This is a genomic window from Burkholderia seminalis DSM 23518, from assembly GCF_902832885.1.
Taxonomy (GTDB): Bacteria; Pseudomonadota; Gammaproteobacteria; order Burkholderiales; family Burkholderiaceae; genus Burkholderia; species Burkholderia seminalis.
In genome coordinates, this window is record NZ_CADFDK010000003.1 from 292,091 (window position 1) to 315,600 (window position 23,510).

The 23,510-nt window shown below is 59.9% G+C and carries 20 protein-coding genes and 3 pseudogenes; 11 read left to right on the forward strand and 12 right to left on the reverse strand.

The features are described 5' to 3' along the window. Positions 1-62 precede the first annotated feature (62 nt). From HWX00_RS11885 to dapA, 4 genes are read left to right on the forward strand one after another with little or no spacing between them, the layout of a single operon-like run. Positions 63-1,163 carry an ABC transporter substrate-binding protein gene (locus HWX00_RS11885; protein WP_175028213.1) on the forward strand — a complete coding sequence of 367 codons (1,101 nt, stop codon included), beginning with the start codon at positions 63-65 and terminating at the stop codon, positions 1,161-1,163. Positions 1,164-1,193: 30 nt separating this feature from the next. After that, entirely contained in the window at positions 1,194-2,303 is a 1,110-nt protein-coding gene (locus HWX00_RS11890; protein WP_034190079.1) for an ABC transporter ATP-binding protein, read from the forward strand. A 3-nt stretch (positions 2,304-2,306) separates the two neighbouring features. Then, positions 2,307-4,109, forward strand: a complete 1,803-nt coding sequence (locus HWX00_RS11895) for an ABC transporter permease subunit (protein ID WP_175028212.1) — start codon at positions 2,307-2,309, stop codon at positions 4,107-4,109. Between the two features lie 26 nt (positions 4,110-4,135). After that, positions 4,136-5,047, forward strand: coding sequence for a 4-hydroxy-tetrahydrodipicolinate synthase (gene dapA, locus HWX00_RS11900; RefSeq protein WP_049028609.1), 912 nt, complete (start codon positions 4,136-4,138; stop codon positions 5,045-5,047). 14 nt (positions 5,048-5,061) lie between these two features. Here dapA and HWX00_RS11905 read toward each other — a convergent pair whose 3' ends face one another. Beyond that, the gene (locus HWX00_RS11905) at positions 5,062-5,892 is read right to left on the reverse strand and encodes an IclR family transcriptional regulator (RefSeq protein WP_034190081.1); all 831 of its coding nucleotides are present in this window, start codon (positions 5,890-5,892) and stop codon (positions 5,062-5,064) included. Between the two features lie 103 nt (positions 5,893-5,995). Between HWX00_RS11905 and HWX00_RS11910 the strand changes: the two genes are divergently transcribed. From HWX00_RS11910 to HWX00_RS11925, 4 genes and pseudogenes are all read left to right on the forward strand, one after another. After that, positions 5,996-7,156: an alpha-hydroxy acid oxidase gene (locus HWX00_RS11910; protein ID WP_175028211.1), complete on the forward strand. Its 1,161-nt coding sequence runs from the start codon at positions 5,996-5,998 to the stop codon at positions 7,154-7,156. Between the two features lie 56 nt (positions 7,157-7,212). Continuing rightward, a pseudogene (locus HWX00_RS11915) lies at positions 7,213-7,320 on the forward strand (4Fe-4S dicluster domain-containing protein); the annotation flags it as partial. Positions 7,321-7,386: 66 nt separating this feature from the next. After that, entirely contained in the window at positions 7,387-8,199 is an 813-nt protein-coding gene (gene proC / locus HWX00_RS11920; RefSeq protein WP_175028210.1) for a pyrroline-5-carboxylate reductase, read from the forward strand. Positions 8,200-8,276: 77 nt separating this feature from the next. Continuing rightward, positions 8,277-8,730, forward strand: a pseudogene (locus HWX00_RS11925) (IS6 family transposase); the annotation flags it as partial. Positions 8,731-9,467: 737 nt separating this feature from the next. Here the strand turns inward: HWX00_RS11925 and HWX00_RS11930 are convergent. The 5 genes from HWX00_RS11930 to HWX00_RS11950 all read right to left on the reverse strand — a co-directional run bounded on the left by HWX00_RS11930 (position 9,468) and on the right by HWX00_RS11950 (position 13,426). Further along, the gene (locus tag HWX00_RS11930; protein ID WP_226193839.1) at positions 9,468-10,013 is read right to left on the reverse strand and encodes a hypothetical protein; all 546 of its coding nucleotides are present in this window, start codon (positions 10,011-10,013) and stop codon (positions 9,468-9,470) included. Beyond that, on the reverse strand, positions 10,010-10,387 hold the full coding sequence (locus tag HWX00_RS11935) for a restriction endonuclease (protein WP_175028209.1): 378 nt from the start codon (positions 10,385-10,387) through the stop codon (positions 10,010-10,012). The genes HWX00_RS11930 and HWX00_RS11935 overlap by 4 nt, the downstream gene beginning before the upstream one ends. Before the next feature lie 509 nt (positions 10,388-10,896). Next, a complete protein-coding gene (locus tag HWX00_RS11940; protein WP_034192157.1) occupies positions 10,897-11,451 on the reverse strand; it encodes a toll/interleukin-1 receptor domain-containing protein in 555 nt (184 codons plus the stop codon). Between the two features lie 7 nt (positions 11,452-11,458). Then, on the reverse strand, positions 11,459-12,913 hold the full coding sequence (locus HWX00_RS11945) for an SIR2 family protein (RefSeq protein WP_226193838.1): 1,455 nt from the start codon (positions 12,911-12,913) through the stop codon (positions 11,459-11,461). Between the two features lie 15 nt (positions 12,914-12,928). Continuing rightward, positions 12,929-13,426, reverse strand: a complete 498-nt coding sequence (locus HWX00_RS11950; protein WP_034192156.1) for a TIR domain-containing protein — start codon at positions 13,424-13,426, stop codon at positions 12,929-12,931. Positions 13,427-14,070: 644 nt separating this feature from the next. Between HWX00_RS11950 and HWX00_RS11955 the strand changes: the two genes are divergently transcribed. Together HWX00_RS11955 and HWX00_RS11960 are read left to right on the forward strand one after the other, a co-directional pair. Further along, on the forward strand, positions 14,071-15,114 hold the full coding sequence (locus tag HWX00_RS11955) for a hypothetical protein (RefSeq protein WP_175028208.1): 1,044 nt from the start codon (positions 14,071-14,073) through the stop codon (positions 15,112-15,114). A gap of 628 nt (positions 15,115-15,742) precedes the next feature. Further along, positions 15,743-15,892 (forward strand): annotated as a pseudogene (locus HWX00_RS11960) (helix-turn-helix domain-containing protein); the annotation flags it as partial. Positions 15,893-16,100: 208 nt separating this feature from the next. Here the strand turns inward: HWX00_RS11960 and HWX00_RS11965 are convergent. Then, positions 16,101-16,499, reverse strand: a complete 399-nt coding sequence (locus HWX00_RS11965) for a PIN domain-containing protein (protein WP_034192154.1) — start codon at positions 16,497-16,499, stop codon at positions 16,101-16,103. Further along, positions 16,496-16,741: an AbrB/MazE/SpoVT family DNA-binding domain-containing protein gene (locus tag HWX00_RS11970; protein WP_034192153.1), complete on the reverse strand. Its 246-nt coding sequence runs from the start codon at positions 16,739-16,741 to the stop codon at positions 16,496-16,498. Before HWX00_RS11970 ends, HWX00_RS11965 begins: the two co-directional genes overlap by 4 nt. 346 nt (positions 16,742-17,087) lie before the next feature. On the opposite strand from HWX00_RS11970, the gene HWX00_RS11975 reads away from it, so the two are divergent. Then, positions 17,088-17,549, forward strand: a complete 462-nt coding sequence (locus tag HWX00_RS11975) for a hypothetical protein (protein WP_175028207.1) — start codon at positions 17,088-17,090, stop codon at positions 17,547-17,549. A gap of 187 nt (positions 17,550-17,736) precedes the next feature. Here the strand turns inward: HWX00_RS11975 and HWX00_RS11980 are convergent, their stop codons facing one another. The 4 genes from HWX00_RS11980 to HWX00_RS11995 all read right to left on the reverse strand — a co-directional run bounded on the left by HWX00_RS11980 (position 17,737) and on the right by HWX00_RS11995 (position 23,493). Then, positions 17,737-19,695 (reverse strand): methyl-accepting chemotaxis protein, encoded by a 1,959-nt coding sequence (locus HWX00_RS11980; protein WP_244131168.1) that lies wholly within the window; start codon positions 19,693-19,695, stop codon positions 17,737-17,739. Between the two features lie 492 nt (positions 19,696-20,187). Next, complete coding sequence (locus HWX00_RS11985) at positions 20,188-20,661, reverse strand: hypothetical protein (RefSeq protein WP_124669478.1); 474 nt, start codon at positions 20,659-20,661, stop codon at positions 20,188-20,190. Between the two features lie 72 nt (positions 20,662-20,733). Next, positions 20,734-22,020: an MFS transporter gene (locus HWX00_RS11990; protein ID WP_034192150.1), complete on the reverse strand. Its 1,287-nt coding sequence runs from the start codon at positions 22,018-22,020 to the stop codon at positions 20,734-20,736. A 48-nt stretch (positions 22,021-22,068) separates the two neighbouring features. After that, positions 22,069-23,493 (reverse strand): M20 family metallopeptidase, encoded by a 1,425-nt coding sequence (locus tag HWX00_RS11995; protein WP_175028206.1) that lies wholly within the window; start codon positions 23,491-23,493, stop codon positions 22,069-22,071. Positions 23,494-23,510 lie beyond the last annotated feature (17 nt).

Here is a 23,510-nt window from a genome sequence, read left to right on the forward strand (position 1 = left end):
CGTCAATCGGTCGATTACTGCGTTCAATGATTAATACGTAGTACAAATCTTTGGAGTTCACGATGAAGTCGAAGAAATCCGAGCACTGCACGATCGAAAATCCGGCACGCCGAAGCGTGATGAAACTGGCGGCCGCCGGTGCGGCGTCGGTGGCGTTTCCATTTGTCTGGACTCCGGCGCGTGCAGCGAACAAGCGCATCGTCGTTCGAGACGACGGTGGGATCTATACGAAGGCGTACCGGGCCGTCTACTACGAGCCGTTCGCCAAGGCGACCGGCATCGAGGTGGTCGGCGTGCAGGCGAACGCGGAACCGACCGCGCAGATCAAGAGCATGGTGGACGCTGGCAGCTACACCTGGGACATGGCGAAGATCAGCCAGCCGGCCGTGCTGATGCTCACGGCGGGCGGCAAGGAATATCTCGAGCGCCACGGACTCGAAGCCGATCCGGCCGTATCGAAAGTCCCCAGCCAATATATGTCGCCGTTCGCGGTGGGCACGAACGTGTATGCGACCGTACTGGCGTATCGCGCCGATGCGTTCAAGGGCCGCAAGGCGCCGTCGTCGTGGGCCGATCTCTGGAACGTGAACGAGTTTCCGGGTCGCCGCGCCATGCGCAAATATCCGTTCGACACCATCGAGGAAGCACTGATGGCGTCGGGCGTTCAACCCGGCCAGGTGTATCCCTGCAATCTCGACCGCGCGTTCGCGAGCCTCGACAAGATCTCGAAGCACGTCGATGTCTGGTGGACGACGGGCGCACAGGTTGAGCAGATGCTCGGCTCCGGCGAAGTCGCGATGGTCGCGACCTGGGCGTCGCGCGCGCAATCGGCGATGGCCAACGGTGCACCGGTTTCCATCGTCTGGAACCAGAACATCTGGGGCTGTGACAGCTGGGCGATCCTGAAAGGCACGCCGAACGCGAATGCCTGCCGCGAATTCATCAAGTTCGCGACCGATCCGAAGCGCCAGGCGCAACTTGTCGATTACTTCCCGGCGGGCCTCACACTGCCTGCGGCGTTCAATTATGTGAAGCCCGAAGTCGCGAAAAATTGTCCGACCTTTCCGGACAACATGAAGACTGGTGTCCATATCGATGCGAAGTACTGGCTGCAAAACCAGAGTACTGCGCTGGAACGATTCAACCGTTGGATTCTTTCCTGATCTTTCAGCACTTTCCGGATTTCGACGCGAATGTCAGCTACCAATCTCACTGTCAACGGACTCAGCAAGCGCTACGGCGATTTCGTCGCGCTTGCCCCGACGGATCTCGACGTCGCCCAGGGCGAATTCCTGACCCTGCTCGGGCCGAGCGGATCGGGCAAGACCACTTTGCTCAGCCTGATCGCGGGGCTGTCGCATCCCGATAGCGGCAGCATTCACATCAACGGGACCGACGTAACCTACGGCGCGCCGTACGAACGTGACATCGGCATGGTGTTTCAGAACTATGCGCTGTTCCCGCACATGACGGTGGGCGAAAACATCGCGTTCCCGTTGCAGATGCGCAAGGTCGACGCCGCCGCGACGCGTAAGCGCGTCGCCGAAGCACTGGAGATGGTGCATCTTCCGCACTTGGCCGGGCGTTATCCGCGCGAGCTGTCCGGTGGCCAGCAGCAGCGGATCGCGCTGGCGCGTTGCATGGTGTATCGCCCGTCGATCATCCTGATGGACGAGCCCCTGGGCGCGCTCGACAAGAAGCTGCGCGATCACATGCAGCTCGAAATCAAGCGCATTCACCGCGACCTCGGCACCACGATCGTCTACGTGACACACGATCAGGAAGAGGCGATGACGATGTCGGACCGCATCTGCCTAATGAACGCCGGCGCGATCGCACAACTTGGCACGCCTGCTGATCTGTATTTTCGGCCCAAAAGCGTGTTTGTGGCCGATTTCCTCGGCGAATCGAATCTGCTCGACGCCACGGTGTCGTCGCGCGACGACGAACGCGTGGGTATCGCCATCGGCGGGCGCCACTGCGGTCACGCGATGGCGTACGACGGCAGCCTGCGCCCCGGCAGCAAGGCGCGGATCATGATCCGTCCGCAGAACCTGCATGTGGAAGCCGGCAACATCGGTGCGGACCAGCCGAACCAGGCGGAGTCGATGCAGGCGCGGCTCACCGACATCATGGTGACCGGCGGCATGACGAAGCTGTATTTGCAGGCCATCGAGCCCGTGAACGGCGGCACGGAAGTGATCGCCGCGTTCCCGACCAACCGGCTCGGCGAGCAATACGAGATCGGCCAGGCGCTGCGCCTGCGCTGGTCGGCGTCCGATGCCGTCGCGATTGCGGAGTAAGTCATGAATCCTTTCGCGCTCACTGTTCCCGCCGAGGCGAACCGCACTGGCCTGCAACGGCTGCGCTGGCGCCGCGCGCTGCGCATCGCCGCGATGGTCGCGCCGATCGTCGTGCTTCTGGCGGTGTTCCTGATTTACCCCGTCGGGCAATTGCTGCTGCTGAGCATTCGCGACGACAGCGGCTTCTCGCTCACCGAATACCGACGGCTGTTCGCGTCGCCCGTCTACATCGAAGTGCTGTGGGTGACGATGAAAATCTCGCTGCTCACGACGTTCTTTTCAGTGCTGACCGCTTATCCCGTCGCGCTGTTCATTTCGACGCTCACGCGCGAGCGCAAGAGCAAGGTGTTGTACTGGGTGCTGCTGTCGTTCTGGACCAGCTTTCTCGTACGTACGTTCGCATGGGTGGTGCTGCTCGGGCGCAACGGCGTCATCAACTGGACGCTGATGCATCTCGGCATCATCGATCAGCCGCTCGATCTCCTCTACAACCTGTCCGCCGTGATCGTCGGCATGGTGCATGCGCTGATGCCGCTCGCGATCCTCACGATGCTTTCAGTGATGGAGAATATCGACCGTCGCCTGCCGACCGCTGCGGCGACGCTTGGCGCGCGCCCGGGCACCGTGTTCTGGAAGGTGTATTTCCCGCTCTCGCTGCCGGGCGTCGCGTCGTCGGCGCTGATGGTGTTCGTCACCGCGATCGGCTTCTTCATCACGCCGGCGCTGCTCGGCGGCCGTCGCCAGACCATGATCACGCAGCTCATCATCGACCAGGTGATGCAGGCGCTGAACTGGCGCTTCGCTGGCGCGATCTCGGTGCTGTTGCTCGTGGTGGTGCTGGTGGTGTTCGTGGTCTACGACCGCATGGTGGGCCTTTCGGCGATGGCCGGCGGCAGCTCCACGACGGGCACGCCGCAGAGCGGCCGCCGCTGGAGCCGAAAGGCAGGCGACGTCGTGCTGACCGCGCTCGGAAATCTGACCGACGCCGTGTTGCATATTGTGCCGACGCCGCGCCGCAGCGCGAGCGGCGACAAGCAGCGTTCGCTCCGCACGGTGGTCTGGCTGATCCTGATCTTCTTGAGCGCGCCCGCGTTCCTCATGATTCCGCTGTCGTTCGACTCGCTCTCGGGTCTCGCGTGGCCGCCCCACGGCTTCTCGTTGCAGTGGTATCAGCAGGTCGCGGATTCGCCGCTCTGGATGCAGGCCGTCACGCGGTCGCTCTTGGTCGGCGTGGGCACCGGCGTGCTTTCGATGGTGATCGGTACACCCGCCGCGTTCCTGCTCGTGCGCGGCGGCCTCAAGTGGAATGCGGCGATGCTGGCCTTCGTGCTCGCGCCGATTGTGGTGCCGCGCATGATTCTGGCGGTCGGGGTGTTCTACTTCTTCGCCCGCATCGGCCTGGTCGGCTCGTCGTTCGGGCTGATACTCGCGCATACGGTCGTGGCTGTGCCCTACGTCGTCATCACGATGATGGCGGTGCTGCGCAACTACGACGTGCGTCTCGATCTCGCCGCGCAGAGCATGGGCGCACGCCGTTTCACGACACTGCGCCGCGTGACGTTCCCGATTCTCGGCGCGGGTTTGATGTCGTCGTTCCTGTTCGCGTTTGCCACGTCGTTCGATGAACTCACGATTGCGCTGTTCACCTCGGGCGGTTTGAGCACGACGCTCCCCAAGCAGTTCTGGGACGAGACGACCATGCAGATCTCGCCCGTGATCGCTGCCGTCTCGACGTGCTTGTTTGTCTTCATTTCGGTGCTGATCGCGGTTGCAGACCGCCTGCGCCGCCGCAGTCTGGCTTCCTGACTGGTTTTCCTTGAGAGATTGATTGAATGATCACTTCACAAAATCTGCGCGGCATCCTGCCCGCGATCCCGACGCCGGTCCATGCGGATGACACGATCGACGTCGACGCCGCGCGCAACCTGCTGCGTTACCTGCTCAAACAGGGCATCGACGGTCTGGTTCCGCTCGGCGGCACTGGCGAATACGGCGCGCTCCCGCGTGCTGAACGCATCCGCATGGCCGAGTTGTCGGTCAAGGAAGTCAACGGCGACGTGCCGGTGATCGCAGGCGTGCTCGACCCGGGCTATCACGACGCATTGCAGGCCGGCAAGGAGTTCGCCGCCGCGGGCGCGGACGGGCTGCTGGTGCTAACGCCGTACTACACGAACCCGACCCAGCAGGGCATTCGCGACTACTTCTTGCGCTATGCGGACGAGTCGCCGGTGCCGATCCTGATCTACGAAATTCCGTACCGCACGCGCATTGCAATCGCGCCGGAGGTGCTGCACGAGTTGTCTCGTCACGAACGCATCATCGGCATGAAGGCATGCAACACGGACATGTGGCACTTCCTGCGCACGGTGGCGGGCGTCGACGAATCGTTCTCCGTGCTGAGCGGCGAGGACACGCTGTTCCCGATGCACCTCGCGGCAGGCGCGCGCGGCGGCATCGTCGTGACCGCGACGCTGTTGCCGACCGCGTGGCGCAAGATTCAGGAACATGTCGAGAACGGCCGCATCGGGCAAGCGCTCGAATTGCATCGGTCGCTGATTCCTCTCATGAATCTCGCGTTCGCGGAGACGAATCCGGGGCCCATGAAGGCAGTGATGGATCTGATCGGCGTCGACGCGCCGCATATGCTCGCACCGCTCGTGAAGCCAGATGCCGCGCTGGCCACGAAGCTGCGTTCCGAGCTCGCGAAGCAGCTCGCCCTGTTCGAGCCGGGGGTTGCCGCCTGAGCGGCGCTGCTACGTCAGCGACGGAAAGTGGAAAGCCGTGACTTCGAAATGGAAGTCGCGGCGACCTGAATGTGTTTGGCGAGTTCGGCTTCGGCGCGCTCGATCGACCAGCGCGAGGTGGGCACGGCGATGTTGATGGCGGCGACTGCGGTGCCACCATGATCGGTGATCGGCGCGGCTACGGCGATGTCGCCCAGCACGGTTTCGTTCTCGACGATGGCATAGCCGCGCCGCGTTGCGAGCCGGATGCGTTCGAGCAACTTGTCGGGATTGATTTCGGTGTAGGGCGTGATCGGTTCAAGGCGCGTCTGGGCGAGGATGCGTTTGACCTGCGCCTCGGGCAAGCGCGACAGGATAGCGATACCGGATGCGGTGAACATGGCTGGCAGGCGCGCACCCACGACGATATCGACATTGACGAGGTGACGGCCCGGGAAGCGCGCGACGAACACGATTTCAGTGCCGTCGAGCTCCTGGAGATTGGTGGTCTCGCCGATTTGTCGGCTGATTTCGAGGAGATAGGGCGACGCCTTGTCGACGAGTTCATTGGCGCGAATGTAGTTGTATGAAAACTGCAGCACCTTCGAGGTGAGACCGTAATTTCGGGTGTCCGGCACGCGATAGAGATAGCCGAGTTCCTCCAGCGTATGCACGACGCGCTGGGTGGCGCTGCGATCGAGATCGGCTACGCGCGCGATGTCGCCTAGCGTCATGTGACGGCTCGGTCCGTCGAAGGCGTGCAGCACGCGAAACGTCTTTTCGGTCGAGCCGATGAACAGCGACGAACGCTCGGCTTTGCGTGCGCTTTCCGTTTTGCGCGGGGATTCGGAGGTAGTTTTCGGCATGGACAGTCCGTAGGAGACGGATGGCGGCCAGGTGGCGACGCATCGATTTTCAATCAGTGTAATTGTAATGCAATTATTTTCTCTCGGAACTTCAGGGGCCGACATGCTGGCTTGTATTGACGATTACCGCCGTGCCGCTCGGGCACGCCTTGCCGGGATTGCATGGGATTACCTCGAAGGCGCGGCCGAAGATGGCGATTCGATGCGCGCGGCGCGCAACAGCTACGGGCGATGGCAGTTCAGGCCGCGTGTCCTGGCGAATGTGGCCGCGTGCTCGCCGGCCACTTCGATATGGGACCGCGAAGTCGCTGCACCGATGATCGTCGGACCAACCGGGCTCAATGGCCTGTTCTGGCCGAGGGGCGACGAGATACTGGCGGCGGCCGCAGCCGAAGCGGGTTTGCCGTTCGTCGTGTCCACGGCGGCAACGTCGTTGCTGGAGGACGTGCGTGCCGCTGCACCGGATGCGGATCTGTGGCTTCAGTTGTACGTGCAGCGCGACCGCGCGATCGCCGAGGACATGATGCGGCGCGCGAGCGATGCGGCGTTCAGCACGCTGGTGTTGACGGTCGATACGCCCGTTCATGGCAATCGCGACCACGATGTGCGCAATGGCTTTCGCATGCCGCTGAGGCCGTCGGCGAAGTTGTTGCTGGACTGCGTCCGGCATCCGCGGTGGTCGTGCCAGATGCTGTGGCACGGCGTGCCGCAACTGCGCAACATCGCGAAGAGCGTGGGCGAAGCCGAGAACCTGGACCGGCAGGCCGCGTTGCTGAGCCGAGAGATGGACCTGGCGTTGCAATGGTCCGATGTCACGTGGATACGGCGTCATTGGCGCGGGCGCGTGGTCGTTAAAGGCATTCTGGATGTCGATGACGCACTTCTCGCTCGCGACGCCGGCGCGGATGGCGTCGTGCTGTCGAATCATGGCGGCAGGCAGCTTGCGAGCGCGCCTGCGCCGCTCGACGTGCTGCCGGAGATTCATCGGCAGGTGGGCCGCGATCTGCGCGTTTTCGTCGATGGTGGCGCGCGGCGCGGTTCGGACGTCGTCAAGGCGGTCTCGCTTGGCGCGACAGCGGTGCTGCTCGGACGCGCACCGCTCTACGGGCTGGCCGCGCGAGGCAAGGGCGGTGTCTCGCATGTGCTCGCGCTGATGAAAGCGGAAATGAATACGACGATGACTCTGCTTGGACGAACCCGAGTCGAGAGCTTGAATCGCGAGTGTGTACGGCCTATTGGGACTTCATTGGCGGAAGTCGATTAAGCGAGTCTGACGAATACTTTTGTACTTGTCTCGCTTATTCGCTTAGATCTACTTATGCGCAGAACTGCGTGCACTGCAAGACCTGCGACATCAAGGACCCCACGCAGAACATCGTGTGGGTCACGCCGGAAGGCGGCGGCGGGCCGAATTACCCGAATATGTAATGACGCAGCCCACCGATCGCGCTGCGTCGAAATCAATGAACACCTCATCCAGATAGCGAGCCACTCATGAAGATTGCATTTATCGGCGCAGGAAATATGGCGAGCGCGCTTATCGGCGGATTGATCAGCCGTGGTGCCGCTCCGGGCGATATCGCCGCGATCGACCCGGGCGCGGAAGCGCGCGCGAAATGCAGCGCGACGTTCGGCATCGACGCGCACGAACGCATCGATTCGGGGCTGTCGGAAAGCGACGTGATCGTGCTGGCCGTCAAGCCTCAACAGATGCAGGCAACCTGTGCATCGATCTCGCCACTGCTGCGGGGACAGCTCGTCATTAGCGTTGCTGCGGGCGTTCGGGTGCGGGAACTGTCGAACTGGCTGGGCGGGCACACACGCGTGGTGCGCGCCATGCCGAACACGCCCGCGTTGATCGGTTTGGGCGCTACGGGTCTTTTTGCATCCCCGGAAGTCGGTGGCGATGATCGCGAAGACGCATCGACGATTCTCGGCGCGGTGGGCGTTGTCAGCTGGTTCGACGCCGAGGACGATCTGGATTCGGTGACGGCGATCTCGGGTAGCGGGCCCGCTTACGTTTTCTATTTCATCGAAGCGATGCAGGCGGCCGCTGAAGAGTTCGGATTCTCGGCGGCGCAGGCACGCGCGCTGACGCTTGCGACATTCAAAGGCGCCGTGCAACTTGCGTTCGAATCGACCGATCCAGTGAGCGTGCTGCGCGAACGCGTGACCTCAAAGGGGGGGACAACGGCTGCTGCGCTCGCCGCATTCGCGCGGGCCGATGTCGCCACGAGTATCAAGCGCGGTGTGCTCGCGGCGAAAGTTCGCTCGAAACAGCTCGGCGACGAATGGGTTTCTGTATAACGACGCGATTCGCCGGCAGAGTCGAAAGATCCAAAGCGAAAAATTGCGCATTTCCACCCGACAAGCGGCTTTGTCACGTGTTCGAGCGCGGCGTGATCTAAGCTATGAAACGATCCGCCGTTGGTGCGACAAGTTCGGCGTCGGTTTCGCCCATCGGATCAAGGCCAACCGGCGGCGCCTTGGAGCCACCTGGCACCTCGACGAAATCTTCGTGACGCTGCGTGGCGAGCCGCATTCGCTGTGGCGCGCGGTCGACGAGCAGGGCACCGAAATCGACATCTTGCTGCAGAATCTACGCAACAAGGCCGCAGCCAAACGCTTCTTTCAGCGAGTGCTGCGCTCGTGCTCCGCACCGAACAAGATCGTCACCGATCAGTTGCGCAGCTATCCGGCGGCCAAGGCAGATGTTCCGGAACTCGTAAACGCGGAGCATATTTTCGTCAAAGCGGCTGCCCGCGTGAACAACCGAGCGAGAACAGTCATCAGCCTACACGCGAACGCGAGCGCCGCATGCGAGGTTTCCGGCTTCCGACTGCCGGAGCGCACGCAGGCATTCCTGGGCATTAATTTTACATAATGCTGATGATCAACTTTTTTGTGTGTAGCAGCTATATCCTAATGTCGTGTTCGGGGGTTTCGGCGCGTGCTGGCGGCGGTTCGAACTGCCGGAGCGCATCGTGGGGCAACCTGGAGTGCTCAGGGGTAAAAGTGTGCGGTTTAGAGCGGTTTACATCCCGGGCGTATAGATTTTTTACCTCACATTTCAACCACATACATCATTTCGGGACAAAAAATATCACATTCCAACCACATAGATTTCCGCATCGTTGATACGGTCGATCCATTCACATGGTTGACGGCACCAGATCGCCCGCAGGATGGTTCTCTCGTCTGAGCGCTGCGCGTGCAGCCGGCAACGACTGCGATGTGATTCCGCGTTAGGAGGAGCCGAATATTGGACAGGGCATCAGTATCGATTGGACGGTTGTGCAGATGAGGCCAGCGTTTTGCAGAACCGTTGCACGAGCGGCGCAGCGACGGGCTGCGACGGTAGCTGGAGTGACGACGAACAGGCGGTCGAGAAAATGTCCTTGAGATGGTGGAACATATTGAAATCGGATGACGTAGTGCCCAGCAAGGGAGCTTGCCGGCCGATAACCGTGGAACAGTCGATGAAATGACTGTTCCATTCCGAGACATTGGCCGTGGACAAATGGCATCCTATGTTGCCGGGACGGGCCGGGACGGCAATTAGCGCCACGGTGGTATCAAGTGAGTGGCGGAATTACCTCAAACTCACCGTTGACAAACCAGTCACTATTTTTGATCTGTGCCAAAGCTGCAGTTGGGTCAGAAGACCAGAGTACCAGTGCCAACGACTCTTGTGCACGGCTGCAAGTCACGTACAGGAGGCGCAGCGAGCGATCAATAGTTGTTTCCTTGCCGCTGTCAACATTCTCCCAGTCCCTGCTACTGAGCTTCGACCCTCCAAAAATCTTGTCATAGGAAATTTGGTTGCCATTGGCCACCTTGTCGTCCATCACCACCATGACATGGCGGAATTCAGAACCTTTGACGACCTGATGAGTGGCAAGTGTCGAATTTCCTTCAAGATACTTTCGGTACTTCTGGAGCTGATTCCAAGGAGCAGCAAACAGCTTGCACCATCCGCGACGCATTCGATCTTGCTTGGACTCCTCTTCTCCTCGACCGGGGGCAGGAGGTGGGGGAGACTTGTCGGCGTATGCGACTAAAAGGCGATCGTCAACTTCAAACAGATTTGCGCTCAAAACCGTTGCGAGCACATCGCTCACAGTAGATTTCGGGTCTGTGCAAACGGTGGCGAAAGCGGTGACGGCTTGACGAATTTCGTCGACACGGCATGCGCGTAACGCTGCGTCCTCGGGCATATCGTCGAGGCGACCAGCGCATAGCGCCCTGGTTTGAGACGTCGCACTTTGGTGGCCTCCTTCCTGAGGTCGCGCAGCAGCCCGGCCAACCCCGTACGAACATAGTGCTTGACCTGGACGATCGTGCTCGTCGCGGTGCCTGCATAACGCAGATCTATGCCGCGGTCCTTGCCGGACTTGAAGTCTTCGATGCTGACGCCCCACTCCGCTTGCAGCAGGTCACGGGCAAGCAACTCCAGATCATGAGGGGATAACTGATGGAAATCGTACGCGGCCATTCTTGTTCTCAGATGTTGTTGTGTTGACATCCCGTCATGGCTACGCCTAGACGCGTAGGAACTGCGCGTGGCACTTTGCCGTCTCGACCCACACCCGGCGCCGCTCGGCGGTGACATACATGCAAGCGACCCACGATTCGACCCAAGACATCTTCCTACCTTGATCTCTCGGCGCGCCCAAAACAATACCGACGTGCGACAAACGTATCACTGACGTCGCGGCACGGCTAGAAGCATGGGAGGGATGTTGGCCGTGACGGTGCGACCCTAGCAGCCATTTTTGGCCGGTTGCCGACGAATGCAGCCGGCGCTTGCCGGGGCACGTCTTCGCAGAAATCTGCTTAAACACCGAAGCCGAAGATTCAAACAGCGATTTGGCTACTCGACATTGATCCCCCGCAATTACTTTTCAATTACTGATAGCTCTAGACTTCGTGCAGCGCTTCATGCGAGCAAAGGTAAAGCGAAGAACTAGCGCGGTGAGGTCACACCGGCACGACGGGTACGAGCTAATACCCTCTCAACCACTTGCTCAGTTCAACGCCAGTATTGCGCTTCTCGTCAATAACCATCCAGACTTCCTTCTGATATCCGTCGAGCTTTCCCCAGACGATGCGGTCGTACAGCCCGAGATACTCCCACGACGCCCATGCCTGATCGAAGCTGGAGTCTGACGCTGGAAACAGCGCAATCTGCGATGGAGTCTTCGTACCATCGGCGATGCCGAGTTCCCAAGGCACCCATTTGCTATCCCTGCTGTTCTTGCTGGCGAGAAGTACGAATCGGCTGGTGTCGCGGATCCGCGTCTTCAATAGTGCCGCTGTTTCCTCACTCGTGTAGGGAGGCATCTCCGGATCGATTTCATCGACGTAGACCTTTGCGCCGTGATTCTCGAGCACCCGGATCGCACCCGCGACAAGCTCATCGTCCTTGCTGGAGTGGGAGAGGAAGGTTGCGCCCGCCAGCGATCTCGAAGCTGCGTTTCGGCGCAATCTCGCTGCCTCAAACCCACCCAGTTCGGCAGCGAAACTGCGAAGTTCGCCCCGAGTAATATATTGCGCCATTGCTTTTTTAAACTCGTTTATCGATCCGCGCGAGAATCGCAGACACTAAATTCACGATCTCCCCAATGCAAATGTCAGGGCGCGCCAGTTCCCTGAGTTCCTCGTCCGTGGGACGCATCGCATTTCTCCCCGACGCGTCGACTCCCGAACCGATGAGACGATCGGAGATGTGAGCCGCAGCGCCGCCGGTCGTGCCAATGGGAATAACAAAACTGTCTGCCGCCATCGCGGCCTCAAATTCATCGAGAACGCCATCAGCCATCACCGTGGCGCCGGTATCGGAATCGATCTTCATGCCACCGACGAACACCACGACGCCCGCTATCCGCGCCAGCTCCGCACGCAGGGCGGCCCACTGGCCACGATCCGGCGCCGCACCAGAGATCGGCTGGGGAAAAGGACGGGCAATGAGCCGGCGCTCAAGGTCCCATCCGCCGTCGGAGCGAAGGGCATCAAGAAAGCCCGCGATAGAGGCTGATCCGACAACGACACCCGTCCCGCTGACGAGATCGCAGCCGCGGGCCCCCACGAGTTGACCGATGGCGTGCGCGACGCCGTAGACTTTGGCGATGTCAGCGCTGGCCTCAGGGGGCCAGCTACCGCTAACCCATACCCGCCGCGCGGCCACGCGCCGTTCGACCTGGCGCAGAAGCTCGGGCACCTCCGCATAATCGTCGATCTCGACCACTACTAGGCCATAGCGCTTCAGATCGCGGCTCCAGAGCCTGTGCTGAGTGCTGCGCGCTTCGAATTCGGCCTCCGATTTGTAGTCGTCGCGCTGCGGCGGCCGCACGATGGCGAAGTGCTCTGGCGGCGCGGACGTAAAGCTCTCGCGGATCAGCGATAGCACGTGCCGGATGTTCGGATCCGTGAAGCTAATTCCGAGGAAGAGCATCGACATGCTCGAGAGATGCGCGTGCAGGAGCGGGAGGAATGCTCCGCGCTTCGACCGATACAGTTCATAGTCGTCGGTGGAGATTACTACGTCATCGAGGCGCTCGACCGAGCCATGCATCTTGAAAAGGCGGGAAGCGCCGGGCGTCGCACGTAGGGCAAGGTCGGCCGCTCCGGAGACGGTGTCGATCGGCCGGTTTACCGCGCCGAATGCGCGTTCGACCAGTCGATCGTAGTTGGTCGTCCAAATATACTTGACCGGCAGTCTCGAGATGATTTCGAGGGTCGGAGGAATGGGATGTTCGACGCCGATCTGCGCCTTGATCACGTTGCGGACCTGCGTAGCCGACCCGTTCTCCTGGATGCTCCACTGGGCTAGCGCTGCTAGATCGTGCAGCTCACCCGACTTTACACCCAGTTCTTCGCCGACCTCAGTCAAGAGCGACGCCCACGACGGATAGCCCGCGCCCATGGAAACCCCGGCACCGACGAAGACTGCACCGCCCCCTCCGATGAGAGCCTCGGTATAGTCCTTCAGGAATCGCTTCGTCGTCGCCGCGACCATCATTCGCCCTCCTACTTGTTAGTTGCGGTTGCGGATGGCGATCGCTTCCTCGATCCACTTCTCTATGCCGTTCGAGATTGAGGCGTAAACGGCCTTGCTGTCGTTGCCTTTGGGAGTAATCAGCGGCACAACAGAGGAGAGCTTGCGACTCGAATTGCGAAAGGTGATCGCATCGAACGGGTTGGCGCCCGCAGCAGATGTCTGGCTGTTGCGGTCGAGCAGCCTGTCGACGCGGATGCCCAGGACGCCCCGCTTGTCGTTCCAAGCTTTTACGATCTCATGTTGGACCCAAGGGCGGTTGGCAGTCTGGGAGCCGACCAGCACGACAACGCAGCTCTTGCCGTCCATGTTGTCGGCAATCCATTTCTCGATAGCAGCGTTGCCCTTTCGCTTCACTTCCTCCCATGCGTTGGGGGTGCACAGCGACTGCCCCTCGAGAGCTCCCATGTTCCGAATCTGCTGGGTGCGCCAGTAATCGTTGTCAAAGTGGAAGCTGAAGAAAACACGACGTGTCACGCAAATCTCCCTATTTGTAATCAACGGTCAGGGGCTACTTATCGCTCATCATATCCACCTTGCTCGCGGCCTAGGATATCCGATGAGCCGGGTCACCAACACAGCTGAGACGTTGAAAGCTTGATAGCAATGATAACCCAACAATTGGATTGTTATACGCGGAAGAGATTTTTCGACGGATCTAGATAATCACCTATTGCTCAATAGTTGTACAAGTGAGGCGTTGTTCGATGATGGTTGATTCCTAGCAAAGAGCACAGTCCCAGTTACCTCCCGCTGTCCAATTTGGTCGATGAACCATCCGCGAGTTTGCCCGTTCCAGTGACTGCTTTCGATGTTCTACCACCGCTTAACTGTCCACCCGCAGCTTAGGTTGAACATCGCTCCATGGCTGATTATCGACGAATCCAGCCAGCCGTCACTGCTCGTGAGCGGCTCTTCGGGTTAGCCGGAAATTTGTGACGTCTTTTTTGATATCCAACAGCCGTTCGTCCACTCGCGTGTAGGAATCAAAACAGCACTGCCCTTCCGGAAGCCCAGCGGCGACATGAGGACCAGGTCGTGCCACAATTCGCGTGCACGGACACCAACCTTGAACGGAATCTCATTCCTTGACCTCTACGATAAACGACGGAACCCACAATATGAAAACCTCTCCCGAGGTTGAGCAGCGCGTGCAGGACTTGATACGTGGCCTCGAAAAGGACCCAGCCATTAACTGTCCTATTACGTTTAACTGGCACGGTAATTCCGACCTCGCTAACGCAGCGAGCATGCGCGTGCGGGTGTTCGCGCAAATGATGCGTGATGAGCGCAAGGGCGTTTCCTTCAAGGGCCTCAAGGGTATAACGTTCCACCACGATTATGAGCAAGGGCTGCGTGACGCGGTCGGCAACGCAACCGGCGTCCCAAAGCCCACTCGCGAAGCCAGTGGTTTGAGCATCGGAATGATGGTCGTCACCGCGGCCGGCCCGGAGCTTGTGCTTGATGAATCAGTTGCGCTGGCATTGGCCGCCTATGACGAACCAGGCAACGCGTGGGCCGAACAGACTATTCGGCACGAGCTGTGCCACGTCGACGATTTCATATTCAAGAAGCAACTTCTAGACCTTTATCCCGAGCAAAGCACGCTCACACGCTTCGAGAACAACTTCTACGGTCCCGCTCTCACCATGTGGGATGAGTTCTACGCGAACCGTTATTCATTCGGCAGTTGGTCCGAACCCCGGCTCTTTCTCGACCTGCTCCGGGACTCCGTCAACGACGTGCGGCCGCAACTGATAACTGAAATTCGGCGCTACCGAGGTCATCAGAGACTCGATGACCTGCTCGCGTTCGCAGTACCGAAAATGAAATTTCTGGCCCAGTGCTTTGGGTACGCGGCTGGGGTACTGGCTGCACAGCACACGACGCTCCTCGAAGAGGCCCCGCTCGAGCATGCCTTGCTCAAGAAATACGGGATGCTTGATGCCTGGGAACAATGCTACGTGACGCTGCTGGACCTGGACGCACGGCGCCCCGACTGGCAATCGATTCTCGAGCTTAAAGCACTTTTCCCGTGCTGCTCGGCCTTGTTTGCGAGTCTCGGCTTTGAATACCGGCCACACGGGACCGAAACGTGGGTTTCCATTCCCGAGACGTCAGAAACCGACCCGCGGCTCGCAGCCCTCGCCGAACTCCGAAAATAGGCAGCGCACGTTGCCGCGTACCCCGTAAGTTGATGAATTATGAGGCAGAAAAGCGCATGAGATGATTAAAATATGGTGGCTTTTGAAGCCCAAGATGCCCGAGTGCAAAAGGGGTACCTCGCTTCGTCGTATAGGTAGTCCTGGAAGCAATGGCAAAACGGGTTGCCACTCCTGCTGATGCAATTCCACGAGGGTCGTAGCCAGTACACCTGCTGAGGCACTCGATGCGCTCAGCAGGTCAACGCAAAGCTGCTCGAAGTTTGCAAAGTGTAATGTTGAGGTTGCTCTGTCAAGTCGGCAAACTACTCGGCGAGATGCCTCGAAGAGGAAGTCGCGGAGCAAAACGAGCCTCTGCCGACCATCCAAGACCTGTTCCACACTCCAACCGCATAGATTTTCAACCCCAAAGCCCGTCTACATCCCAACCGCATACTTTTGTTCGACGGAAAAAAGACGTACATCTCAACCGCATAGTCTTTCTCGTCGTGCCGAGTCAAACGTGCCGCGGAGCAAAAATATGTGCGGTAAAAAACCATGTGGTTTAGGTTTCCTCCTACCCGCAAACCCTTGTCGCTGCGAGATCCACACACTCACACTTTTCCTCCGGAGCACTCCTGGACTGATCACCATGAGCATGCGGGAGCTGGATCGTCTGAAGGTCGTGGAAGCTGTGGTCGAGCAGCGTCTGATGCCTTGGCGGGCCGCGGAGCGGCTCGGGATCAGTCGACGGCAGATTGAACGGCTGGTCGCCCGGTATCGGGCTGCTGGCCCGGCCGGTCCGATTTTTCCAGCGTAGGAGACTCCCAACGAACTTCGTAGCTTCCATCCATTGCGTTTACTGCCGAGGCGGCGCCAATTGCCACGCTCGCAACACTGCACGCCATGAAGAAAGCTTTTTCAGCTTGTACACCTGCTTCGGCTGCCGGCCGTGCGGAGCACTGGCTAGCGCGCCAGGTTGGTTTCCTGTTTATCGGCTTGCACGGCGATTACTTGATCAACTGCATCCCTGCGACCTTGGCGGCCCCGACATCAAAGGTAGCCGTGTACTCACAATCGGCTGCATGGCCGGAACGCTCGATCAGGCAGTCTGCGAAATCCGCCTTTGAAGATGCCGCGTACACGCGAAGTGCCTTTCGCACCGTGTCCGCACCTTCAACTGCCAGTTCCTTGGTGCCGATCATCGAGTCGATGATGTCCTTCATCTGCTCGCGCTCAACGCCGTAGCACCGCCCGAGCACCCACACAACTTCGACCAAGGCGACCTGCGAAACGTATCCCGGCCGCTCGGTCGACAGAGACTCCATCAGCGCCGTCGCCTTCCTCGACTGTACGTCGTCGTCCTGGGCGAAGTAGCGGACCAGCACGTTCGTATCCAATCCGATCATTTCGCGGATGCTCCTTGGTCCGCGATGGCTCGATTCATTTCCTCGATCGACACCGGTTTCGCGGGCTTTTTCACGATGCCCTTGAGCGACGCAAGCGACCGCGTGGCCGGATAGACCTCATACCTGCCAGTTCCCTCGTTAAAGCTGAACTCGATCCGGTCGCCGGCCTGCAAACCAAGCTGATTGCGCACGTCCACGGGAATCGTGACCTGACCCTTTGATGTGATGGTTGCTGCTGTCATGATGGTACCTCCTATATTCCTTACTTTAAGGTAAGGCGATCGCTCACGCAAGGGCAAGATCGATGCATCCACCACACTCGGTCCGACAGGTTCGGCGACCGTCGCACCTTCCCCTGGAAGCCGTTGTCCGGCCCGGGGCCGCCGGCACCCTCCCGATTCTTCCTGGAGCACGTCCATCATGAAAATTTCGTCCACCCGCAGCGGCGCCGTTTCCGAACACACGCAGGACAGCCCGGCCGGGCATCCCGCAGGAAAACCGCGGGCGCCTGCCGCATCGTTAGGATAGCTTTCCGATTTGTCAGCGATGGCTCGCCCGAAGCGGGGTGCAGGTGCAACGGGCCCCGCGATGGGTGCGGACAATGGCACCACGCCGTTTCATGCCGGCACGCAGAACGATTGCGGCCTGCATACCATCGCGTCCCTGACCGGCTGGTCCGAACCCACGGTGGTGCAGAAGCTCGGGCTGTCGGAGCAGGACGTGAACGACATCAGTGCGCACGGCATGCAGCCCGATACGGTGACCGCCGCGTTCAAGCACATCAACAACGGCAACGTCGAGCATCGCCAGGGCACCGCCGACGATCTCGTCAAGGGGCTGGCTCAATTCCCGGAAGGTCACCAGTTCGCGCTCGGCATGCAGCGCGATTCGGGCATCGGCCACCTGGTGTCCGCGAAACGTGTCGGCGACCGCCTCGATATCACCGATCGTCAAATCAACCAGACGACGTCGGTCCGCAGTGAGCAGGAGCTTCAGCAATACCTGCAGCAACAGGGCGCGTCGAAAATCCACACCTGGTACGACAAGTAAACGGGGCACCGGCAACCGGTGCCCTGCCCGATGCCGGCCGGGCATCGCCGAGCAGCGCCTCGGCGGCGGCTCGCGGCTTCCATCTGCCGATCATGCGCCGGACAGGGAGAACGGCATGCCACGCCTATCGTCCGCCGTGACCTGCATCTGCAAGCGCGCGGATGAGCCGGTTCTATCTGGTCGGCGTTCAATGGGAGAAGCCCGGGCGATCCAGGACGCGTTGACCCGACACTCCATGGACGGACGCATGCCGGACCGTGCGATGCTCGATCGAGGCTGACACGACGACATCGGGCTGCGGAACCCGTTGCCGATTCGACACGAGCAATTCGTGCGTCGACAATGGGAAGCCACGACTGCGGAGCGGGAAACACTGAGTCACGCGGGTGCGCAGGCAGACCGCCTTTCCGCGCGCTACGATTCGATCGTCGCATTGCCCGACGCGCTGTCGGGCAACATCCGGCATCAAGGGACCGGACCATTCGTCCGCGTTCGCTTGACCGCGATTCAGCGCGACGGTGCGCCCGCATGCCGTGCTCGCGAGCGCACCGCCCCTTCCATTCGACAATACGCTCGGCTCTACAGCCCCCTCCCCTCGTCCAAGCTGAAAAACCGACACGACCTCCACGAGTTCCCGGGACTGCTGACGCAGACTGATGGCCGCTGCCGCCGTTTGCTCGACCAACGCGGCGTTTTGCTGCGTCGTACGCTCCATCTGGCCGACGGCTTCGCCGATCTGGGCCACGCCGAGCGATTGCTCGGTGCTGGCGGCGCTGATTTCGCTCATCGTCTCGGTGACGCGACGGATCGAGTTCACGACTTCGGTCATCGCCACCCACGCGCGCTCGACTTCCGCCGAGCCTTGAGCGACGCGCCCCGCGCTCGAGCCGATCAGCTTCTTGATCTCCTTGGCCGCATCGGCCGAACGTCCGGCCAGGCTGCGCACCTCGCTGGCAACGACCGCGAAACCTCTGCCCTGCTCGCCGGCACGCGCAGCCTCGACCGCGGCATTCAAGGCCAGGATGTTCGTCTGAAAGGCAATGCTGTCGATGACACCCGTGATATCCGAGATTCGATGGGAACTGTCGTGGATGCCCTTCATGGTCGCCACAACCTGGTTGATCACTTCGCCGCATTGCGCGGTAACCGTGGACGCGTTCACGGCCAATTGATTCGCTTCGTGAGCGTTATCGGCATTCCGGGCCACCGTGGAACTCAGTTCTTCCATGGACGCGGCGGTTTGCTCGAGCGCACTGGCCTGGCTCTCCGTGCGGGAGCTGAGATCGTCGTTGCCCTGTGCGATTTCGGCACTCGCCGCCGCCAGGTTATCCGAGCCGCGGCGCACATTGGAAACCACGCGAAGAAGTGCAGCCTGCATGTCACGCAAGCTGCCGAGCAATTGGCCGAGTTCGTCCGTGCCATGAACATCGACACGAACGCTAAGGTCGCCTCTGGCCACTCGATGCGCGACGTCCGTCGCGCGCATGAGCGGCCGGGTAATACTGCTGGTGATCAGCCATCCACATACCACGCTCAGCAGCATGCCGACCACGCCGAACGCGATCATCAACGTGCGCCCGAATTGATAATTTGCGTCGATCTCGGCCGCGAGTCCATCGATTTCCACGCGCTGGTACTTCACCAACGCGTCGACTTTTTCGACCAATTGCCGCGCGGTCGGTATGAACTGCTGTTCGAGCAACTGGTCGGCCTGTTCCGCTTTTCCTTCTTTCTTCAACGCATAGATCCGATCCCGGATAGCGAGGAAAAGCTCGCGTTGTTCGCCGATGGCAGCGAACAAGCGCTTTTCCGTGCCCGACGTCATCAGCGCCTCGATGGCCGTTTGCTTCGCCGCAGACACTTTCGATGCAGCAATGGCTTCGTCGTTGAAATAGCTGGCCAGCCCCGGATCGGCACTCTTGGCAATCGCGGTAGTACGCGTAACCGCGACGCTGATTTGCCGGGACCAGTCATTGACCAGCCGTTCGGTCTGCAACGGCTTGGCGACCAGGTCGCGGGTTGCCTGGGCAACGGAAGACAAACGCATCAGTCCGATGACGATCCCGATCAACGACATCGCCAATACCAAGGCAAAACCGAGCCCCAGCCGCTTGCCGATGTTCAACTTCGAAATAACGGTCAACATACCTTTCACTCGTTCATGTTGATGAAAAATTGATGAATTCAAGACACGTGATTAATTCGGTTTACTGAGTATTTTTATTATCGTCACGCATCGAATAAACGTGAGGAAAGATGCCGTTCTGGACAAGATCCGCGCTTTCCCGTAGCGCCACTCCAGGCGGACATATGTTCTGCCCGCGAAGCGCGGGCGCGTACCCGGCACTTCGCGCGCATCGTCATGCCGATTACCAGGTGTCGACTGAACCGATCTCGCCTCGGAACGAGAATCGTCGAATATCTTTCAAGCCAACTCGGCTATTCGAGGCGTTGCATCGAGTCCGCTGCCCGTCATGCGTAAAACAAGCCGACATCGCGTGTAGCGGGATACCTGGTCGCGCATGTCGTTCCTGCATACACGCAGGAATCCCGTAGCGACCGGGCCCGTTCTCCGTCATTGAAATGACTCGAATAAATCCAGAAAACCACACTCCGAAGCAAGACCATTTTTATCGCATCAGTAAATTAATACGTGCTCGGCGATCGCCTGCTTCAACTCCTTCAAAACAAGCGTGAGAAGACGAGATACTTGCATTTCGACCCCGTCGCCCTCGACGGTAACGAGAGCACTCACCCTGTTTCCTTCGATGCTGCCGAGCCAGTCGAGGTCTTGCGGACGTGTCGACCACAATAGCAACGGCACGCCTCGCGGCAATTGACTCAACCGGTCATCCCCGCTCGTCTTCGACGCATTGGACATGCTGCCCGACATCAGCGACTCGCTCCATGCACGGTGTGCATCAGCGGGATCGTCAATCTGGAGAAGCGCCACCTCCGGCACCGCCGTCAAGGAGGCTACGGTCGCTGAAACCGCGGCCACGCCAGGGCTTGGATCAACGACGACACACACGCGGGCCCGCTCCGAAGGCGGCAACAGCCAATTCCACATCGAGGCCTCCAACGATACCGCGTCCAGTTTCCTTGCACTCATTCCGACCTCGCCTCGCATTTCATCGAAACAGTCTCGGACCGCATCCGGTGAAGCAATCGCTCGATGCGCTGCCTATCGAAGATTCAACATCGATCGGCATCCCCGCAATGCACTCAAACTCAGCACGCCGAGCAGCATCAGGTAAAACGCCGGCGATGCCAAATTGCCTGTCTGATGTATCAACGATGCGACGATCAGCGGCGCGAAGCCGCCAAACAGCGTGACGCCGATGTTGTAGCTGATAGCCATACCGGTCGCCCGGGTTCCTGTCGGAAATACTTCCGACATCAACGCGGGTAGTGCGCCAAAATAGACCGCCTTCAGCGTCCCGATCCAGGCCATCATCGCAATGAGCCTTCCCAGATCGGGATGCGCCCCAAGCAATTTGAAGACCGGATAAATGGTCAAGATAAATGCTGTCCCGGCCCAGGTCATCAGTCTAACGCGGCCGATCTTGTCCGAAAGATAGCCAACGAACGGCGTGACGAACGTCAGGATGCCGCCGGTCAACATCGTTGCGATGAAGCCGAAACTGGCAGGCAGATGAAGCTCGCGTACCGCGTAGGTCGGAATATAAAGAATGACGTAACTGGCGCCAGTGGAAAGGACGAGCGTACCGATCGCCAACAACATTCTGGTTTTCTGATTGACGAACACCTCCCTTACCGGGAACGATTCTGGCCTTTCATGCCTTGCGCCATCGCTCTCATGCACGTGCTTTCGCAAGTACAGGCCGACGGGACCGATCAGCACGCCAAAGAGAAACGGCACGCGCCAACCCCATGAGTCGATCGCGTCTCCATCCAGGGTCAAGGTGAGGAGAACACCAAAACCGGCCGCGAGCATGTAGCTCAATCCCTGACTCGCGAACTGGAAGCTGGCGAACAATCCCTTGCGTTCGGGACACTGCTCCACCAGAAAGGCCGTTGTACTGCCAAATTCGCCACCCGCGGAAAAACCCTGAAGCAATCGAGCGCAGATCACCAGGATCGGTGCGGTCACCCCGATCGACTCGTAACTCGGCGTCAGTGCGATCGTCGTCGTGCCGACCATCATCGTAACAATCGAAACCATCATCGACGCCTTGCGACCGCGACGATCCGCATACGAACCCAGCACGAGCGCGCCGATCGGCCTGGCCAAATACGAGATCGCGAATGTCCCGAAGGTCAGAAGCAGGGATACCCCACTGCTCGACGCCGGAAAGAAAGCCTTTGAGATCGAGATGGCGAAGAATCCGTAAATCAGTATGTCGAACCACTCCAACGCATTGCCGACGGTTGCGGCAGACACCAGTCGAAAAACGTTTGGCGCTCGTTCCCTTGCCGGCGCGGCATCCACCATTTCCATCGTACGCATCTCATTCTCCGTTAACTTACGATAACAAGTGCATTAAAAATGGGCGTCTTATGCCCGGTCGATACGTGCTCCTTCCCTGCGTCGATCTCGGACGGCGGATGCCGACTCCCCGAGATCCCAGAATATGCCGGCCATGATCTGCAGCGCCTCACGAGCGACGCTTCCAAGCAGGTGTTCGTTCGGGGCATGCTGGGAGCAGGCTCCGTACGAGTGCGGAATCCAGATCGTTGGAAGGCCCAGAACCTCGGAAAAGACGTCGTTTGGCAGAGACCCGCCAAGATTGGGAAGCAAATCGGGATGCTTTCCCGTCGTCTGCTCGATTGAATCGAGCGCCCATGCGACCCACGGATCTTCCGGCGGCAGACGCGTGGCGCCCATCCGCTCGCCGATCGCAACCTCGACCCTGTCGAAGCCGCACGCGTCGAGGCGACGCCGTAGAACTTCTTCGATACGCTCGCAATCCGTACCGACGACGTATCGGAGTTGGCAATGCGCATGCGCAACGGGAGGAATCGCCCCGATCGGGCTGGTCGGGTTACCGGTGGTGAAGGCCAGTACCTCAAGGGCGTTCCATGCATAGACACGCTCTTGAGCCGTCAAGCCAGGTTCTCCCCAATTACCGTCGATCTCAGGATCGTTGGAACCGCCGCCGACGGCAATATTCTTCAGCGCTGTTTGTACCGCAACCGGAATAGGCTTCGGCAACAGCGCGTCGACGAGGATCCGCCCACGCCCGTCGACGAGCGATGAAATGGCGTTGGCGAGTACGGTTCCGGCATTGCTGAGCGCCCCTCCCCAATTTCCGGAATGATGGGCGCCCGAACGGAGCCGGACGGAAAGCGTGAAGTTGACGAATCCGCGAGACCCAAGAAAAACACAGGGGATATTCGATCTGGCCCGGGGGCCGTCCGAAGCGATCAGAAGGTCGGCCGCGAGAAGGTTCTTGTGCTGCTCGCACACCGTGCGTAGCCCAGGCGATCCTGTCTCTTCCCCCATCTCGAGCAGCAGCGTCGCATTGAAACCCAGACGTCGATTCCTGGCCTCGATGACTTGCTCCAACGCGGCCAGGTTGATGGTGTGTTGCCCTTTGTTGTCCGCCGTGCCCCGCCCAAACCACCGGTCTCCTTCAACCGTAATGTTCCATGGCGACATCTGGTCCATCCACTGTCCGTCATAACCACGAACGACATCACCGTGCCCGTACATCAGCATCGTCGGAAGCGAGGGATCCTCGATACGCGTCGCAATCAAAAACGGCGCATGCCCTTCAACGGGGTTTTCGACAATACGCGACTCAAAACCAATACGGCCAATCGATGGGGCAATCTCGTCGACGAGGTATGCTCGAAGCTCGTTCAATCTTCCGGAATCCTGACTTTCCGTCATCATGTGGACGCGACGCGCGAGATCTTTCAGGAATCCACCCGAATCGAAATAGTTTGTGGCAGAGTCGATTGCTTGGCGGCGCGTCATCGTGATCCTCGCGTGTA